The organism is Streptomyces phaeolivaceus (genome assembly GCF_009184865.1).
In the GTDB taxonomy this organism is placed as follows: domain Bacteria; phylum Actinomycetota; class Actinomycetes; order Streptomycetales; family Streptomycetaceae; genus Streptomyces; species Streptomyces phaeolivaceus.
This window is the reverse complement of record NZ_CP045096.1, coordinates 8,940,564-8,958,488: the sequence shown is the minus strand read 5'-3', so window position 1 is coordinate 8,958,488 and position 17,925 is coordinate 8,940,564. Positions and strand designations below refer to the sequence as shown.

At 70.9% G+C, this 17,925-nt stretch carries 15 protein-coding genes and 1 riboswitch; of the genes, 1 reads left to right on the top strand and 14 read right to left on the bottom strand.

Annotation, left to right across the window (positions count from 1 at the left end; all coding sequences use genetic code 11):
- Position 1 precedes the first annotated feature (1 nt).
- A riboswitch (cyclic di-AMP (ydaO/yuaA leader) is annotated at positions 2 to 160 on the bottom strand.
- A 301-nt stretch (positions 161 to 461) separates the two neighbouring features.
- Positions 462 to 2,537 (bottom strand): alpha-galactosidase, encoded by a 2,076-nt coding sequence (locus tag F9278_RS40830; RefSeq protein WP_152172816.1) that lies wholly within the window; start codon positions 2,535 to 2,537, stop codon positions 462 to 464.
- Between the two features lie 224 nt (positions 2,538 to 2,761).
- Between F9278_RS40830 and F9278_RS40825 the strand changes: the two genes are divergently transcribed.
- Positions 2,762 to 3,559: a tyrosine-protein phosphatase gene (locus tag F9278_RS40825; RefSeq protein ID WP_152172815.1), complete on the top strand. Its 798-nt coding sequence runs from the start codon at positions 2,762 to 2,764 to the stop codon at positions 3,557 to 3,559.
- 313 nt (positions 3,560 to 3,872) lie between these two features.
- On the opposite strand, the gene F9278_RS40820 is transcribed toward F9278_RS40825, so the two are convergent.
- From F9278_RS40820 to hpnC, 13 genes are all read right to left on the bottom strand, one after another.
- Positions 3,873 to 3,995, bottom strand: coding sequence for a DUF6126 family protein (locus F9278_RS40820; protein WP_086753480.1), 123 nt, complete (start codon positions 3,993 to 3,995; stop codon positions 3,873 to 3,875).
- Positions 3,992 to 4,642 (bottom strand): helix-turn-helix domain-containing protein, encoded by a 651-nt coding sequence (locus F9278_RS40815; protein WP_152172814.1) that lies wholly within the window; start codon positions 4,640 to 4,642, stop codon positions 3,992 to 3,994. The genes F9278_RS40820 and F9278_RS40815 overlap by 4 nt, the downstream gene beginning before the upstream one ends.
- A 101-nt stretch (positions 4,643 to 4,743) precedes the next feature.
- Positions 4,744 to 6,153, bottom strand: coding sequence for an aspartate aminotransferase family protein (locus F9278_RS40810; protein WP_152172813.1), 1,410 nt, complete (start codon positions 6,151 to 6,153; stop codon positions 4,744 to 4,746).
- Positions 6,150 to 8,126: a 1-deoxy-D-xylulose-5-phosphate synthase gene (dxs, locus tag F9278_RS40805; RefSeq protein ID WP_152172812.1), complete on the bottom strand. Its 1,977-nt coding sequence runs from the start codon at positions 8,124 to 8,126 to the stop codon at positions 6,150 to 6,152. Before dxs ends, F9278_RS40810 begins: the two co-directional genes overlap by 4 nt.
- 40 nt (positions 8,127 to 8,166) lie before the next feature.
- Positions 8,167 to 9,324, bottom strand: a complete 1,158-nt coding sequence (ispG, locus tag F9278_RS40800; protein ID WP_152172811.1) for a flavodoxin-dependent (E)-4-hydroxy-3-methylbut-2-enyl-diphosphate synthase — start codon at positions 9,322 to 9,324, stop codon at positions 8,167 to 8,169.
- A gap of 4 nt (positions 9,325 to 9,328) precedes the next feature.
- On the bottom strand, positions 9,329 to 10,369 hold the full coding sequence (gene hpnH / locus F9278_RS40795) for an adenosyl-hopene transferase HpnH (protein ID WP_152172810.1): 1,041 nt from the start codon (positions 10,367 to 10,369) through the stop codon (positions 9,329 to 9,331).
- Between the two features lie 5 nt (positions 10,370 to 10,374).
- Positions 10,375 to 11,019: a phosphorylase family protein gene (locus tag F9278_RS40790; RefSeq protein WP_152172809.1), complete on the bottom strand. Its 645-nt coding sequence runs from the start codon at positions 11,017 to 11,019 to the stop codon at positions 10,375 to 10,377.
- On the bottom strand, positions 11,019 to 13,013 hold the full coding sequence (gene shc / locus F9278_RS40785) for a squalene--hopene cyclase (RefSeq protein WP_152172808.1): 1,995 nt from the start codon (positions 13,011 to 13,013) through the stop codon (positions 11,019 to 11,021). The genes F9278_RS40790 and shc overlap by 1 nt, the downstream gene beginning before the upstream one ends.
- A gap of 137 nt (positions 13,014 to 13,150) precedes the next feature.
- A complete protein-coding gene (locus F9278_RS40780; protein WP_226967377.1) occupies positions 13,151 to 14,203 on the bottom strand; it encodes a polyprenyl synthetase family protein in 1,053 nt (350 codons plus the stop codon).
- A gap of 89 nt (positions 14,204 to 14,292) precedes the next feature.
- On the bottom strand, positions 14,293 to 15,720 hold the full coding sequence (gene hpnE / locus F9278_RS40775) for a hydroxysqualene dehydroxylase HpnE (RefSeq protein ID WP_152172806.1): 1,428 nt from the start codon (positions 15,718 to 15,720) through the stop codon (positions 14,293 to 14,295).
- Positions 15,717 to 15,857 carry a DUF6380 family protein gene (locus F9278_RS48905; protein WP_226967149.1) on the bottom strand — a complete coding sequence of 47 codons (141 nt, stop codon included), beginning with the start codon at positions 15,855 to 15,857 and terminating at the stop codon, positions 15,717 to 15,719. The genes hpnE and F9278_RS48905 overlap by 4 nt, the downstream gene beginning before the upstream one ends.
- Positions 15,857 to 16,807, bottom strand: coding sequence for a presqualene diphosphate synthase HpnD (hpnD, locus tag F9278_RS40770; RefSeq protein WP_152172805.1), 951 nt, complete (start codon positions 16,805 to 16,807; stop codon positions 15,857 to 15,859). Before hpnD ends, F9278_RS48905 begins: the two co-directional genes overlap by 1 nt.
- A complete protein-coding gene (hpnC, locus tag F9278_RS40765; protein WP_152172804.1) occupies positions 16,804 to 17,706 on the bottom strand; it encodes a squalene synthase HpnC in 903 nt (300 codons plus the stop codon). Before hpnC ends, hpnD begins: the two co-directional genes overlap by 4 nt.
- Positions 17,707 to 17,925: the final 219 nt, after the last annotated feature.

Below are 17,925 nucleotides of genomic sequence, written 5' to 3'. Positions count from 1 at the left end.
GAATTCCTCTCCGGCGCCTACGAGGTGAGCTGTCGGGTGCGGACTGGAGATGTCCGGCCGTGCTTGCGCACGGCTTTACCCCTAGCCGTTCCGGAGACCGGAACAGGCGGTGATTCCTGTGGGTCCCCCGCTCCTGCCGTGGATCGGGTCGGTACGCGGCTCCGGTCGGCGGCAGGATTGGGCGTCCGTCCGGATTGACGCCGAACTTAAGCGACTTGTGCCCACAGAGACAACCATTGGGACTTCCTGTGCGTCTTCCTCCCTGAGCCTTACATGAATTCACGCTCACGCTCCGTTAGAGACCGGTCCTGAGCATTTCCAACCGCCCTGGAAACGCCCAAGAATTACGTGAACATGGCGACAGCGGAACGTCACGAATATGACGCTACTCACGCACCTACGACTCAGTAGGCTTTATTCCAGGGCTTGTTGGAATTACAGCTGCATTACGGACAGATCACTCAAGTGCGACACAGGCGGATAACTGCCGCATCGAAGTCACCGCGCAGCCCCGTCCGCATCCCGTGATGCAACAGCACCGCCCCCCGGTGCACTTCGCCCGTTTCGCGGCATTCATACGTCCCCGCCGGGTCGAGTCCACGCAGCCGGAGCGGGGCGGGCGGCTCGCCGTAGTGCTGGGCCTGGAGCCAGGCGAGGACGACCACCTCGTCGCCGTGGACGTACTGCACGGCGCTCAGCCCGCCGGTCGGGGGCCGCAGCCGGTAGAGATCACCGCGCTGCACGACCGGCCGGATCTCCTTGTACCGCTCGATCCAGCCGCGCGCCTCGGCCAGCTCCTCCTCGGTCCACTCGGTGAGGTCGCCGCCGACGCCGAGCACCCCTGCCATCGCGCTGACGAACCGGAACCGCAGCGAGCTGACCCGGCCGTTGAGCTGGTTGTTCGGGCTGTCGGTGACCCAGGCGGCCATGGTCCGGGCCGGATGGATCTGGCTGAAGCCGTGCTGGATGGCGAGCCGGTCGAGCGGGTCGGTGTTGTCGGACGTCCACACCTGGTCCGTCCGCGCCATCACCCCGAGATCGATCCGGCCGCCGCCGCCCGAGCACGACTCGAACGCCACCCCCGGATGCGCGGCCCGCAGCCGGTCCAGCAGGGCGTAGAAGGCGCGCACATGCTCGACCCAGAGCTTCTGCGGATAGGGCTCGCCGGGCCAGCCCGCATCGGTGAAGCAACGGTTGAAGTCCCACTTCACATAGTCGATCGGCGCGCTGGAGAGAAGCGCGTCCAACCGCTCCCAGAGGTATTCCTGAACGTCCTCGCGGGCGAGATTGAGAACGAGCTGATTGCGCAGCTCCGTCCGCTTTCGTCCCGGTTGGAACTGTGCCCATTCGGGGTGCGCCCGGTACAGCTCACTGTCCGGGTTGACCATTTCCGGCTCGACCCAGATGCCGAACCGCATCCCGAGGGCGTGCACATAGTCGGCGAGCGGCTTGAGCCCCTTCGGGAATCGGTCCGGATTGGGCGCCCAGTCGCCGAGCCCGGCCCGGTCGCTCGTACGCGCCCCGAACCAGCCGTCGTCCACCACGAACAGCTCGACCCCGATGGCCGCCGCCGCCCGCGCCAGCGTCCCCTGCTGATCCTCGGAGATGTCGAACTCGGTGGCCTCCCAGGAGTTGAAGAGCACCGGCCGGTCCTGGTCCGCGTCCGGGATGACGTACGTCCGCTGGTAGGCGTGCCAGGCGCGGCTGGCCCCGCCGAAGCCGCCGTCGCTCCACAGGCCGGCGAAGACGGGCGTGGTGAACGTCTCCCCCGTCTCCAGCCGCAGCAGCCCGGACTCGTCGTAGCCGGCGCCGCCGGTGATCTGCACGCGCGCGTCCGGGAGTTGGGCGACCGCGATGCGCCAGGACCCCGACCAGCCCAGCGCGCAGCCGTAGACCTCGCCGCGCTCCTCGGTGGCGTCGGTGTCGAGGGCGACCCAGGGCAGATGCTGGTGCCCGGTGTGGCCGCGCCGGCTGCCGATGACTTTCTCGCCGTAGGTGAGGTCGCCGCGCACGAGCCGGGACTCGGCCGCCCACCTGCCGTGCAGCTGCGAGAGGTGCCAGGACTCCTCCGCGCGCGGCGGCAGTGTCCAGGTCGCCGAGTCGGCGCGCAGCAGCTCCACCGCCGGGCCCTCGTTGGCGAGGGTCACCCAGCGCTCGACCACGTCGTCGCGCATCCGGTAATGCAGGGTGATCGCGAGTCCGTCGTCGCCGAACCGCAGCCGCAGCTCGTCGCCGTCGGCCTCCGCCCCCGCGAAGGACCACTCGGTGCCGCGCCGCTCGTCCGTGCGCACGGAGAGCGCGGGGCGGGTGAAGCGGGGGCCGCCCTCGACGGGGTACTCCTCGTGTCCGTCGACCGGCGCCTCGAACGGCCAGTACGGCAGCTGCTGCCGGGCGGACAGCTCCTCCGCGTCGGCGAGCGCGATTCTGGGACCCCAGTGCAGATGCAGCAGCTCGTCGTTCTCCGTGAGCCGCAGGGCATAGCTGCTCCTGGGCCCCGTGAGAAGCCAGGTCCGGCCGTCGGCGCCGATTTCCAACATCAGGTCCCCACAATTTCGAACAGGTGCAATCGGGCTTCAACATCATCGCAGGTCGTCACGGGCGCTCGCGGCCCCTGTGGACAACTCTCGCGGGCCCTCGCCACCGCCCCTGTGGACAACTCATTGGCGTACGCACCCATGTCGTATGGTCGAGTGCGCGCCTCGATGTCGAGCGCGCGTCCGTCGGCGTTCGGCGCCGGCGGCCGGATGGGAGGGAGCCCCCAGTGACGCAGCAGATCCCGTCGACCGAGCCCGAGCTGACCGGAGTGCGCAATTTCCGGGACGTGGGCGGTCTGCCGACCGTGGACGGCCGCCGGGTGCGTCACGGAGTGCTGTTCCGCAGCGGCCACCTGGCGCACGCGAGCGACGAGGACGCCGCGTTCCTGGCCTCCCTCGGCCTGCACACGGTCTTCGACTTCCGCAACGCGGCGGACCAGAAGCTGGAGGGCCCGGACGTCGAGCTGCCCGGCGTGCTCAATGTGAACCTGCCGCTGAGCGACCCGGCGGACGGCGCCGAGTTCTGGAAGATGGTCCGCGACGGCGACCTGGACCAGCTGCGGGAGCTGCTGGACGACGGCAAGGGCGCCGGCCGGATGATCGCCTCCTACCGGCGGATCATCAAGGACCGCACGGCCGAGCACTCCCGGGTGCTGCACGCGCTGGCCGAGGACAGCGTGCCCGCGCTGATGCACTGCGCGGCGGGCAAGGACCGCGCGGGCCTCTCCGTCGCGGTCACCCTTCTCGCCCTGGGCGTGGAGCGCGAGGCCATCGTCGCCGACTATCTGGAGTCGAACGCCAAGCACCGCCGGTACAAGGTGCACCGCAGCAGTAGCGCCGCGAGCGCCTACTCCCCGGAGGTCATGGAGCTGCTGAGCCCGCTCTTCGACGCCCGCGCCGAGTACATCGAGGCGGCCTTCGACACGGTCGACGAGACCTGGGGCGATGTCGACACCTATCTGGAGCAGGGCCTGAAGCTCACCCCGGAGACCCGGGAGCGACTGCGCGAGCGCCTCCTCGACTAGGGCCTGTCGTTTGGATCACGCCTGGGCCGCGGGGCGTGGCACGCACTCCCCCACTGCCTTGAGGGGCCTCAAGGCAGTGGGGGGACCCCCAGCCGCGTTGTCGTCACTCGCCGACTCCCCCACTCTCGACTTCGCGCGAGCGGGAGCTACCCCCATCGCGTCGACGCCCTCCTCCACCTCGCGGCCGCACGCACCACGCCCCGCTCACCGGCGGTCACCAGGCACCGTGACCCGAAGCCGGCGTGATCCGAACGACAGGCCCCAGCCCCCCGGCCCGCCCCCGGCCGCCCCACCGCTCCCGCTGCTGCTCCTGCTACTGCTTGGCCCCCAGCTCGAACAGCAGATAGATGAAGGCCGCGAAGACATGGCCGACCGCGATGTAGATGATGAGCCGCACCCACAGGGCGCGGGGGAACTTCTCTTCCAGGTCGGTCATGGGGTCTCTCCGGGGGTGATCGGCCCGAGGCACAGCGCGGCGGTCGGGCTCTGCAGCAGGGTGTGGACGAACAGGAGGTCGGCGCCGTCGTGGTCGGCGGCGGCGATGCGGTGCGGGGTCAGCGAGTCGAAGTGCGCGCTGTCCCCGGGCGCGAGCAGATGCGCGGTGTCCCCGAGGCGCAGTCGCAGCCGCCCCTTCAGGACGTACAGCCACTCCTCGCCGGGGTGGACCCGCACGATGTCGCCCTGCGAGCCGTGCGGCACATGGACGCGCAGCGCCTGCATCCCTCGCCCGGACGCGCCCGCCTGCCAGTAGGTCCAGCCGCCGGCCCGCGTGGGCTCCATGTCGGGCGCGCGCAACACGGCGTCCCGCTCGGCGACGGTCTCACCGAGCAACTCCGAGACGGTCGTCCCGTAGATACGGGCCAGCGCGAGCAGCATCGGCAGCGAGGGCTGGCGCTGCCCTGTCTCCAGCCGGGAGAGATGGGCGGGCGACAGAGCGGCGGCCCGTGCCGCGGCCTCCAGGGTGAGTGCCGCCCGCCGCCGCAGGGCCCGCAACTGCGGGGCGACGGAGGGCAGCGCCTCGTGCGCCGACGACTCGGAAGGCTCGGAAGGCTCGGAAGGGTGCGTACCCTCGGAGGGGCTCATGCCCTCCATTCAGCCGCAGCTTTGCCTCTGCGGCAAATTTCTTGCCTCAGAGGCAAAGCCGGGCGGAGCCGCACCACCGGCGGTCCCACCCCGGCCCTGTCCTAGCGGTTGGCGACCGCCTGTTTCACCAGCGTCCTCCCGAAGTCCCACATCAGTCCGCCCCCGCCGTGCGCGTCATCCATCACCTCGGTGAAGGCCGCCACGAACCGGTCGACCTCCCGTTCCCCGACGACCAGCGGCGGAATCAGCTTGATGACCTCCAGATGATCGCCGGAGACCTGGGTGAGGATGCGGTGGCGTTGCAGCAGCGGGACGACGACCATCTGCGCGAAGAGTCCCTTGCGGGCCGCCTGGAGCATGGTCCAACGGCCGCGCAGCTTCAGCGACTTGGGCCGGCCGAACTCGATGCCGATCATCAGCCCCCGGCCGCGTACGTCACTGAGCAGCTCGTACTTGTCGATCAGTGCCGTGAGGCGCGACTTCAGCAACTCCCCCGTGGCCCGCGCCCCGGCCACGATCCGCTCGTTCTCCATGACCGACAGGACGGCGAGCCCGGCGGCCATGGCCTGGGCGTTGGAGCCGAAACTCGCCGAGTGGACGAGGACGCGGTCCATCGACGAGTAGACCTTCTTGAAGATCCACTCCTTGCCGAGGGTCGCGCCGACCGGGACATAGCCGCCGGAGAGCGCCTTCGCCACACAGACGAGGTCCGGCTCCACGCCGTCCTCGTGCTGGTAGGCGTAGAAGTCGCCGGTCCGTCCGAGCCCGGTCTGCACCTCGTCGACGATCAGCAGCGCCTTGTGCCGGTGCAGCAGCTCCTGGGCGGCGCGCAGATAGCCGGGCGGCGCCTCGTGCACGCCCTTGCCCTGGATGGGCTCGACGACGAGCGCGGCGACGTCCCCCTTCTTCAACTCCCGTGCCAGGGCGTCGAGATCGCCGAGCGGTACGGCCGTGTCGGGCAGCAGCGGGGCGAAGCCGTCCCGGAAGCCGTCCTCGCCGTTGACCGAGAGCGAGCCGGTGGTGAGCCCGTGGAAGGCGTGGTCGCAGTAGAGGACGCGCGGTCTGCCGGTGGCGTACCGGGCGAACTTCAGCGCCGTCTCGACGGCCTCGGTGCCGCTGTTCCCGAAGAACACCCGGTCCAGGTGCGGACTGTGGGCGAGCAGCCTCTCGGCGAGCAGTCCGGGCAGCGGCTGGCAGTCGAAGCGGGTCAGGTCGGCGAGCTGAGCGTCGAGCACGTCGTGCAGCGCCTTGCGGACCACGGGGTGGTGGCGGCCGAGCCCCATCACTCCGAACCCGGCGAGCATGTCCAGGTAGTCGTTGCCGTCCGCGTCCCAGAAGTACGCGCCCTCGGCCCGCTCGTAGACCTTGTCGAAGCCGATGGTGTGCAGCATGCGCGGGAGTTGGTGGTTGAGGTACCGGGCGTGGAGTTCGTAGCGCTCGGCGCCGCGCTCGGCGAGGAGCTTGCCGAGGTCGAACTCCCCGCCCCCGGCGGCGGGTCGCACAGTGGTCATTCCGGTTTCTCCTTGGCGGGCTCGGCCTCGGACAGGTCCCCCTTCACGTCGCCCTTCGCGAAGTCGTCCCGGGCGGTCAGAGAGGCGCTGATCCGCCCGGCGATCTCGACCGGCGTCAGACCTATGTCCGCCAGCACCTCCCCGCGCTTGGCGTGCGCGAGGAACTGCTCCGGGATCCCGAACCGCCGTACGGGGACGTCGACCTCGGCGTCCCCGAGGGCCAGGGCGACCGCCGAACCGACCCCGGCCGCCCGGCTGTTGTCCTCCACGACGGCCACCAGCCGGTGGTCGGCGGCCAGCCACGGCAGCGCCGGATCGACCGGCTTGACCCAGCGCGGGTCGACGACGGTGCAGCCGATGCCCCGGCTCTCCAGCAGCTCGGCGGCCTGGAGGCACACGGACGCCATCACACCGACGGCGACCAGCAGCACCGCCGGGCCGCCCGAAGACACCGAGGACCCCGTCGAAGACCCCGCAGTCGGGGACCGGTGCAGGACGTCCATGCCGCCCACCCGGTCCACGGCCGGGATCTCCGGGCCCACCGACTCCTTCGGGAACCGGATCAGCGTCGGGGCGTCGTCCACGGCGACCGCCTCCCGCAGCTGGGTCCGCAGCTGTTCGGCGTCGCGCGGCGCGGCGATCCGCAGCCCCGGTACGACCTGGAGGACGGACAGGTCCCACATGCCGTTGTGCGAGGCGCCGTCGACGCCGGTCACGCCCGCGCGGTCGAGGACGAAGGTGACCCCGCACCGGTGCAGCGCGACGTCCATCAGCAGCTGGTCGAAGGCCCGGTTGAGGAAGGTCGCGTAGACGGCCACCACCGGGTGCAGCCCGCCCGTGGCGAGCCCCGCCGCCGAGACCGCCGCGTGCTGCTCGGCGATACCGACGTCCCACACCCGGTCGGGGAACTTCTCCGCGAACCGGCCGAGCCCCACCGGGTGCAGCATGGCCGCCGTGATGGCGACGACGTCCTCGCGCTCGTCGCCGATCCGGACGATCTCGTCGCCGAACACCGACGTCCAGGACGGTCCGCCGGCCGGGGTGAGCGGCTCGCAGGTCAGCGGGTCCATCACCCCGACCGTGTGGAAGTGGTCCTCCTCGTTGGCGAGCGCGGGCTCGTAGCCCCGCCCCTTCTGCGTCAGACAGTGCACGAGGACGGGCCCGTGGAAGCACTTGGCGCGGCGCAGCGCCGACTCGACCGCCTTGGTGTCGTGTCCGTCGATCGGGCCGACGTACTTCAGCCCCAGGTCCTCGAACATGCCCTGGGGTGCGAAGGCGTCCTTGAAGCCCTTCTTCGCGCCGTGCAGTGCCTCGTAGACCTCCTTGCCGACGATCGGGGTGCGCAGCAGGACGTCCTTGCCCCAGGCGAGGAACTGCTCGTAGCCGTCGGTGGTGCGCAGGGTCGCGAGGTGGTTGGCGAGGCCGCCGATGGTCGGGGAGTAGGAGCGCTCGTTGTCGTTGACGACGATGATCAGCGGCCGGTCCTTGGCTGCGGCGATGTTGTTGAGGGCCTCCCAGGCCATGCCGCCGGTCAGGGCGCCGTCGCCGATGACCGCGACGACATGGCCCTTCTCCCCCTGCACCTGGCGGGCCTTGGCGAGGCCGTCCGCCCAGCCGAGTGCGGTGGAGGCGTGGCTGTTCTCGACGATGTCGTGCGCGGACTCCTCGCGCGAGGGGTAGCCGGACAGACCGCCCTTGCCGCGCAGTTTGGAGAAGTCCTGACGCCCGGTCAGCAGCTTGTGCACATAGCTCTGGTGACCGGTGTCCCAGACGATGCGGTCGACGGGTGACTCGAAGACCCGGTGGAGCGCGACAGTGAGTTCCACCACCCCCAGGTTGGGCCCCAGGTGACCACCGGTCCTGGCGACCGCGTGCACCAGGAACTCCCGGATTTCTTCGGCCAGTTCACCGAGTTCCGCCTCGGTCAGCGCCTTCAGGTCGCGCGGTTGCCGGATGCTCTCCAGAATCGTCACGTCGGGCCCCCTCTCGATCCGTGCCTCTCAGCCCGTGTTGTCAGCTCACGGTGACCGCCGGCTCCCCCGACGCGACGCCGTCCCGCTCCATCCGCTCGGCGATCTTCATCGCCTCGTCGATGAGGGTCTCCACGATCTTCGACTCGGGCACGGTCTTGATGACCTCGCCCTTGACGAAGATCTGCCCCTTGCCGTTGCCGGAGGCGACCCCCAGGTCCGCCTCCCGCGCCTCCCCGGGTCCGTTGACGACGCAGCCCATGACGGCCACCCGCAACGGCACCTCCATGCCTTCGAGACCGGCGCTGACCTCGTCCGCGAGCCGGTACACATCGACCTGCGCCCGCCCGCACGAGGGGCACGAGACGATCTCCAGCCGCCGCTGCCGCAGGTTCAGCGACTCCAGGATCTGGATGCCGACCTTGATCTCCTCCACCGGCGGAGCGCTCAGCGAGACCCGGATCGTGTCCCCGATCCCCTCGCTGAGCAGCGCCCCGAAGGCGACGGCGGACTTGATGGTCCCCTGGAACGCCGGACCGGCCTCCGTCACGCCCAGATGCAAGGGGTAGTCGCACTGGGCGGCCAACTGCCGGTAGGCCTCGATCATCACGACCGGGTCGTTGTGCTTGACCGAGATCTTGATGTCCCGGAAGTCGTGCTCCTCGAACAGCGAGGACTCCCACAGCGCGGACTCCACCAGGGCCTCGGGCGTCGCCTTGCCGTACTTCTGGAGCAGCCGCCGATCGAGCGACCCGGCGTTGACCCCGATCCGGATCGGCGTCCCGTGGTCCCCGGCCGCCCGCGCGATCTCCTTGACCTTGTCGTCGAACTGCTTGATGTTGCCCGGGTTCACCCGCACCGCCGCGCACCCGGCCTCGATCGCCGCGAACACGTACTTCGGCTGGAAGTGGATGTCCGCGATCACCGGGATCTGCGACTTGCGGGCGATGGTGGCGAGGGCGTCCGCGTCGTCCTGCGTGGGGCAGGCGACCCGGACGATCTGACAGCCGGACGCGGTGAGTTCGGCGATCTGCTGCAAGGTGGCGCCGACGTCCGACGTACGGGTCGTCGTCATCGACTGCACCGACACCGGGGCCCCGCCCCCCACGGCCACCGCGCCGACCTGGATACGCCGCGAGGGGCGGCGTTCCGCGATCGGTCGGGCGGGCAGCTCGGGGACGCCCAGCGACACGGCGGTCATCACATCACCCCTGGTTCCCGTGGTTCACGTGGTTCCCGGAGACGGTCTCGCGCAGGGCGCGCAGGGACTCCTTCAACGATCCCATGGTGGCGAGGACGGCGGTCGGCTCGTAACCGCAGTGCGCCATGCAGTTGGCGCAGCGCGGGTCCTTGCCCCGTCCGTAGGCGTTCCAGTCGGTGTCCTCGATCAGCTCCCGGTACGTGGTGACGTACCCGTCGCTCATCAGGTAGCAGGGCCGCTGCCAGCCGAAGAGCGAGTAGTTGGGGATCGCCCACGCCGTGCAGGGGAAGTCGACCTTGCCTTCCAGGAAGTCGAGGAACAGCGGCGAGTGGTTGAGGCGCCAGCGCCGCCGGTTGCCGCCGGAGAAGGCCTTCTTGAACAGTTCGCGGGTCTGCTCGACGCCGAGGAAGTGCTCCTGGTCGGGGGCCTTCTCGTAGGCGTAGGCGGGCGAGATCATCATCTCGTCGACCTGGAGGTCGTCATTGAGGAAGTTGAGGACCTCGATGATGGTCTGCGGGGTGTCGGTGTTGAAGAAGGTCGAGTTGGTGGTCACCCGGAAGCCGCGCTTCTTGGCCTCCTTGATGGCGGCCACGGCCTCGTCGAACACCCCTTCCTTCGCCACGGACTCGTCGTGCCGCTCCCGCAGCCCGTCGATGTGCACGGCGAACGCGAAGTACGGCGAGGGCTTGAACTTCTCCATCTTCTTGCGCATCAGCAGGGCGTTGGTGCACAGGAAGACATACTTCCGCTTCGCCACCAACTGCCGGACGATCTCGTCGATCTGAGGGTGCATCAGGGGCTCGCCGCCGGCGATGGACACCATCGGCGCACCGGACTCCAGGACGGCGCCCACGGCCTGCGCCACCGGCATGCGCTGCTTGAGCACACCCGCCGGGTGCTGGATCTTGCCGCAGCCCTCGCACTTCAGATTGCAGGCGTAGAGCGGTTCCAGCTCGACGATCAGCGGGAACTTGTCGCGCTTGCGGAGCTTCTGTTCGGCGAGATAGGTCGCCACCTTGATGGACTGGCGGAGCGGCATGGCCATCTGGCTCACCTCCTGGGGAGCAGCAAGGAACGGTGCCATTCGTAGTAAGCGGGAAGGACGGCACGAAGGACGCGGAAGGCTGATATTCCACCGCGTACCGTGCCGATCCGGACCAGTTCATGTTCTGGAGCGTCCACGACCACCCGGACGGCCGCAACCGGGCGTGCGCCGGATCTCACGGCGCAATGGAGTGTGACCGCGGATTCCATGTCGACCGCGATCGCGCCGGTCGCGCACAGGTCGGACCGTTCCTGACCTCGTACGACGTGGTCGGATCCGGTGAGCGGGCCGGTGTGGACCGTACGTCCGGGCACCAGGCGCTCCAGCTCTTTCACCAGACGTCCGATGGAGTCGCAGGGCGTCACGGCGCCGCCCGGCCCCCAGGTCTCCTCCGCGACCACCACGTCACCGGGGTGCATGCCGGGCGCGAGTCCGGCGCAGAACCCGGTGGCCAGCACCGCCGCGTCGCGCAGCGCCGGGTCGGCGAGCAGCCTCGTGACGGACCGCTCGGCGGCCCGCGGCCCCATCCCGGTGCGCAGTACGGTGACCGGGCCTCCGGCGCCGCCCCGCTCGCCGCTGCGCAGGGCGAGCTGCTCGATGCCGAGCGCGCAGGCGATCAGCAGCGGGGCCGGGGCGGCGGGCGTGTTCATCAGCGTCCCCGTGCCGTCAGGACGGGCGGCTCGCCGTGGACGTACCGGCCCAGCGCGGTGAGCGGGAAGACCTGCCGGTAGAGGTGGTAGTTGATGGAGAAGTCCCAGGGGAAGCCGGTGCCGGTGAAGTGGGGCTCGTCCCAGGAGCCGTCCGCGCGCTGGGTCCGCGCGAGCCACTCGACGCCGCGTTCGGTGGCCTTGGCGTCCCGTTCGCCCGCCGCCAGCAGCGCGAGCAGCGCCCACGCGGTCTGGGAGGCGGTGGAGGCGCCCTTGCCGCCCCATTCGGCGGGGTCGGGGTAGGAGCGCAGGTCCTCGCCCCAGCCGCCGTCGTCGTTCTGCACGGTCTCCAGCCAGGCCACGGCCCGGCGGATCGCGGGGTGCGCGGCGGGCAGTCCGGCGGTCACCAGCGCGGGGACCACCGAGCCGGTGCCGTAGACGTAGTTGACGCCCCAGCGGCCGAACCAGGCGCCGTTCGGCTCCTGTTCGGCGAGCAGCCACTCGATGCCGCGCCGGGTGCGGGGATCGTGGGACAGTCCCTCGACGGCGAGCATCTCCACCACGTGCGCGGTGACGTCGGCGGACGGCGGGTCGATGACCTCGCCGAAGTCGCAGAACGGCAGCCGGTTGGGGAACGGGCTGGTGTTGTCGACGTCGAAGGCGCCCCACGCCCCGTTCCTCGACTGCATGCCCACGGTCCAGCGCACGCCGCGCCGTACGGCTCTGTCCACCCGCTCCGGGTCGTGGTGCGCGACCCGGCGCAGTGCGAGGACGACCTCGGCGGTGTCGTCGATGTCGGGGTAGTTGTCGTTGTGGAACTCGAACGCCCAGCCACCGGGCGGCAGTTGGGGCCGCTTGACCGACCAGTCGCCGGGGCGGACGATCTCCTCGCCGAGCATCCAGTCGGCGGCCCTGACGAGTTGGGGATGGTCGGCGGGCACTCCCGCGTCGGCGAGCGCGATGACCGCGAGGCAGGTGTCCCACACCGGGGACTGGCAGGCCTCGATCATCCGGGCCCCGTCCTCGCGCCACACGGCGAACCGGTCCAGGGACTCCAACCCGGCCCGCATCACGGGGTGTCGGAGGTCGTAGCCGAGCAGATGCAGCGCGATGATCGAGTACACGGCCGGGGGCTGGATGCCGCCCCAGCAGCCGTCGTTCTCCTGCCGCTCGACGATCCAGCGGGCCGCGCTGTTCATCGCCGCCTTGCGCAGCCGCTTCAGCGCCACCTTGTGGTAGCCGTGCAGCAGCTTGTCGAGCCGCTGGAAGGCGCCTTCCCAACTGCCCAGTGGATCAAGGGGTCTGGGCGGGTTGGGCCGCCCGGGGTCGGTGTGCAGTTCGTCCAGCGGGAACGGCGCGGGCCGCACCGGACGCTTCGCGGAGACGACGGTCAGCGGCACGATCGTCTGACGGGCCCAGCAGCCGAAGTCGTAGATGTTCAGCGGCATCCACTTCGGGAACCAGACGATCTCCGGCGGCATCTCCGGCAGGTCGTCCCACTTCCACCAGCCGAACAGCGCCAGCCAGATCCGGGTGAAGACCCGGGCGGCGGCGATCCCGCCGCGCTCCCGGACCCACGCGGACGCCCGCGCCATGTGCGGTTCCTCGGGTCCGTCCCCGGCCAGCCGCAGCGCGACATACGCCTCCACGGTGGCGGAGAGGTCGGGCGGGCCGCCGTAGAAGGTGGCCCAGGTGCCGTCCGGGCGCTGCTCGCCCCTGATGAACAGGGCGGCGGCCCGGGTGGTCTTCTCGTCGCGGATGCCCAGGAACTGACGGAGCAGCAGATCCTCGGCGTCCATGGTGACGTTGGTCTCCAGGTCGCCCTTCCACCAGCCCTGGGCGTCCTGTCGGGAGAGCAGGAAGTCGGTGGCGCGGCCCATGGCGTGCGCGGCGGCGTCCTGGACCCCGACCGCCACCGCGGAGTCGTGGTCGGTGTCGCTGGCCGAGGGGGCGCGGGGCGGCAGCGCCCCGGTGCTTCCGTCGGTCGTCGCTGTCATGGCTTCCCCTTCGTGCAGTGGACGGATCTCTCTGCGGTGGGTCAGCCGTCGGCCGGTGCGTGTCCGGTGACGGGCACCGGCCGGCGACTACGCGAGGGCTATTCGACCGATGACGGTCGGCTCCTGGGGGATGGCGGTCATCTCTTCCGTACGACGACGAAGTCGGCGAGCGCCGCGAACTCTTCCCGTACCCGCTCGGGCATCCGGATCGAGTCCAGTGCCTCGATGGCGATCGTGTGCTGGCGGCGCGCCTCCTCGGCGGTCCACTCCCGGCCGCCCGCCCGCTCGATGAGGGCGGCGCGCGCGGCGAACTCCTCCTCGGAGAAGTTCTCGAAGTCGTTGCTCTTGGCGTCGGCGGCGAGCAGTTCGCCGAGTTCCTCGGAGGCGGGTCCGCCCGCCGCGAGCGCGGCCACGACCGGCAGGGACTTCTTGCGCTGCCTCAGGTCGCTCCAGGTCTGCTTGCCGGTGGCGACCGGGTCGCCCCAGATGCCCAGCAGGTCGTCGACGGCCTGGAAGGCGAGGCCCAGGTGGTAGCCGTACTTCTCCAGGGTGTCGGCGGTGTGGTCGTCGGCGCCGCCGAGGACGGCGCCGATGGAGCAGGCGCAGGCGAGCAGGGCGCCGGTCTTGTTGCCCTCCATCTCCAGGCACTCCTCGACGGCGACCCGCTCGCGGTGCTCGTAGGAGATGTCCTGGGCCTGCCCGTCGATGAGCGCGCGGGTCGCCGTGGTGACGCGGCGGGTGGCGCGGGCCGCCTCGGCGGTGCCCAGTTCGAGAAGGACCTCGTTGGCGAGGACCATCAGGGCGTCGCCGACGAGGATGGCCTGGGCGGGGCCGTGGACCTTCCAGACGGTGTCGCGGTGACGGCGCTGTTCGTCGCCGTCCATCAGGTCGTCGTGCAGCAGCGAGAAGTTGTGCACCAGTTCCACGGCGACCGCGCCGGGGATGCCGACCTCGGGCGCCGAGCCGGTGACCTCGGCGGACATGACGGCGAGCGCGGGGCGTACGGCCTTGCCGCCGTCGCCGTCGGCGGGCTTGCCGTGGGCGTCGATCCAGCCGAAGTGGTAGGCGGCGACGGTGTCCATGGGGGGCGCCAGCCGTTCGACGGCCGCCCGCAGCACGGGGGTGGCCAGGGTCCGCCCGCGCTCCAGGAGCGCGGTGACGTCCACCGCGGTCCTCGCGGCGGCCGTCACGGCCGGGGGCACAGTGGGCACAGTCTCTCCAGATGTCGATGTGTTCGTGGTACCGAGAGTGCGGGATCCGGTCCGGTGCGCTTCGAGCGTCACGCCGCCTCCTCAAAGCGGAAGAGGTGTCCGCGGGGGCGGCCCAGCACGGCGAGGGCGGCGTCCGCCGCGCCGATGCCGCTGCGGACCGCACTCTCCATGGTCGCGGGCCACCCGGTGGCGGTCCACGCTCCGGCCAGGTACAGGCCGGGTGCCTTGGTGCGGGCGCCGGGCCTGAGCCGTCCGACGCCGGGGGTGGGGGCGAACGTGGCGGTGCGCTCCCGGGTCACGAAGAAGTCCTTCACCTCGGCGTCGCGGGCGCCGGGCAGCAGCCGTTCCAGCTCGGGCAGATACCGCGCCCGCAGCTCGGCGACGGGCGCGTCGATCTCGTCCTGCGCGGCGGACTGCGACAGCGCCAGATACTGGCCGGCGCGCAACCCGGACGCCTCGGTCCGGTCGAACACCCACTGCACCGGGGAGCCGAGGGCCGCGAAGAACGGCCTGCTCAGCACCTTCCGGTCGTACACCACATGGACGTTGAGGATCGGCGCGGTGCCGATCCCCAGCAGCCGTCCGGGCTCGTCGAGCGCGCCCTCGGGCAGCAGGTCGTGGGTCTCGCGCTGCGGTACGGCGAGGACGACCGCGTCGGCGTCGAGGCTCTCGCCGGGCACCTCGACCCGCCAAGTCCCGTTCGCCGCGCGGGAGACGGAGTTGACGCGGGTGCGCAGTTCGGTGCGGACGCCCGCCGAGTCGAGCGCCTTGCGGGCCAGCCGGTCGTGCAGTTCGCCGAGCGGGACATGGGCCCAGCCGATGTCGGCGGCGCCCGGGTCGGACAGCAGACCCGTCCTGAACACCATCGCGGCGAGTCCGAGCGAGGCGTCCTGGGCCACCGCGTTGAGGGTGGCGACCCCCACGAGGTCCCACAGCGCCTCGATCGCCCGCGCCGACTGACCGTGCGCGGCGAGCCAGCCGCCGAAGTCCCGTTCGTCCAGCGCGGGATCGGCGAGGTCGAGTGCCTTGAGCGCCAGCGCCGCACGCCCGACCCTGGCGCGCTCGGCGAGCGAGAGGTGGGTGTAGGTGGCGAGGCTGCGTCCCAGATGCAGGGGGACGGGCAGCGCGTCGCGCCGCAGCCGGCCGAGCCGTCGTCCGGGCGGTCCCTCGGCGTCGAGGACCGGCACGTCGAGACGATCCTGCAAGGGCGCGAGGGCGGTGCCGTCGACGCGGTCGAGGAACCAACGGTAGGCGGTGCAGCAGCGCAGATACACATGCTGTCCGTTGTCGACGGTCAACTCGCCCCGCTGGAAGGAGAAGGCGAGCCCGCCGAGCCGGGGCCGCCCTTCCACGAGGGTGACGTCCACGCCCGCGTCGGCGAGCGAGAGCGCGGCGGTGACGCCGGCCAGCCCCCCGCCGACCACCACGGCCGTGCTCCGGGGCCGGCCCGTACGGTTGGTGTCGAGCAGTCCCTCGGACTGTGCGCCGTCGGTCATCGTGCACCCTCCCCTGCCGGTCCGCCGGGGTGCCGGAGCGGTTCGCGGCGGACCGTTGAAGTCAGGGACGCCCGCACGTTGCGGAGGGTTGCGTACCACTTTTCCCCGATGGATTCACCTTGGACCGGATTGTCCATCAGACGCGCCTCCTGACGGTGCGGCGCGACACATGGCGGGCGTCCAGACCGGAGAGACCGCGTACGGCGACGTACGCCTTCTCACGGCCGGGCAGCGAGACCCGGCCGCGCAGCACGGCCTCCGGCTCGCGCTCGATACGGTCGAGGAGGCGCCGGTAGATGCCGGCCATCGCGGCGACACAGGCGCCGCTGCGGCGGTCGAGCATCGGCAGCAGTCCGTAGCCCTCGGCGAAGAGGGCGCGGGCCCGGCGCACCTCGAAGTGCACCAGACCCGCGAAGTCGGAGTCGGCGGGCGGGAGCGGCCCGGCGAACCCCGCCGAGCAGCCGAATTTCGCGAGGTCGTCGGCGGGCAGATAGACCCGCCCGCCCCCGGCGTCCTCCCGAACGTCCCTGAGGATGTTGGTCAGTTGGAGCGCGAGCCCGAGGGTGTCGGCGTACTCCGGCGCGCGTTCCGCGCCGCGCGCCCCGGGTTCCGTGCCGAAGACGCCGAGGGAGAGCCGGCCGATGGCACCGGCGACACAGCGGCAGTAGACCTTGAGGTCGTCCCAGGTCTCGTAGTGCTCGCCGCGTACGTCCATGAGGACGCCGTCGATGAGTTCGTCGAGGGCGTCGAGCGGGATCGGGAACGCGGTCGCCGCGTGGGCGAGGGCCACGGCGACGGGGTCGGTGTCGTCCTCGTCGACGGAGCGGTCCCGGACCCGGGTGAGCAGCGCTCTGGTCTCCTCCAGCCGGGCCGCCTTGATGTCGACCGCGAGCGCGCCGTCACCGATGTCGTCGACGCGCCGGGAGAAGGCGTACAGCGCGGACATCGCACGGCGCTTGGGCGTCGGCAGCAGTCTGATGCCGTAGGCGAAGTTACGGGCCTGCTGTCCGGTGACGGCCTCGCAGTAGCTGTAGGCGGCGAGTACCGGCGCGGACGCGTGTGGTTCCGACTCCACGGCCTGGATCACCCCTCTCCTCGCAGGGTCGCGCCCACCTCGCGCAGCAGCCGGAGCTTGCCGGGCTTGGGCGGGCCGGGAAGTACGTCGAATTCGGCGGCGGTGATCGCGTGGACGGCCGCCCTTCCACCCGCCACGAATCCCGCGAGGAGCAGCCTCAGCCTGCCGTGGACGCTACCCACGAGCGGGGTGCCGTCATTCAGGAGGTTTCGGGCACGTTCCGTCTCGTACGCGATCAGCGCGCGCACCGACGCACCCGCGCTGGGCGCGGCGAGATCCGCCTCCTGGACGTGGAAGCGCTTCATGTCCGCGGCGGGCAGATAGATCCGGTCGCGGCCCAGGTCCTCGGTGACGTCCTGGAGGTGCTCGACGATCTGCAGCGCGGTGCAGATCGCGTCGGAGTGCCGGATCCGCTCGGGGGTGGTGGCGCCGGTGACGGCGAGGACCAGATGTCCGACCGGGTTGGCGGACAGCGCGCAGTAGGCGAGCAGGTCGTCATAGGTCTCGTACCGCTTGACCAGCTGGTCCTGGCGGTTGGCGGCGATCAGGGCGAGGAACGGCTCGGGGGTGAGGGAGCGGCGGCGGACGGTGTGCTGGAGGCGGCGCAGCAGGGGGTGGTTCGGGGCGCCGTCGAAGACCCTGCCGAGGTCGGCCTCGAAGGCGTCGAGGAGGAGGAGCCGGTCGTCGGCGTCCTGCGGGGAGACGCCCAGGAGGCGGGCGTCGGCGCCGCCGGGGGCGAGGTCGCCGTCGCCGATGTCGTCGACGAGGCGGGCGAAGCCGTAGACGGCCAGGAGATCGTCGCGCCAGGCCCTGGGCAGGAAGAACGGGGCAACGGGAAAGTTCTCGGCCCCGGCCTTGTCGAGGGTGTCGCGCTCCGGGTTCCCGGTGCGCGCCGTCCCGGTTTCGGTCACCGCTCGTCACCCGGCACGGGAACGGCAGAAACGTGCTTGAGCTGGGGAGTCTCCGTAGCCATGGCCGTCACATCTCCCGTTCTACACTGCCGACCCAATACGCACTATTTCGGACACGCCGCCCAGTGGGCGGCGTCTGCGGCTGATGCCGGGTGTCGCGCATTATGGACCCACTTGCCGCGATTCGGCACCGGTACAGCTTACGTTGTACAACGCACC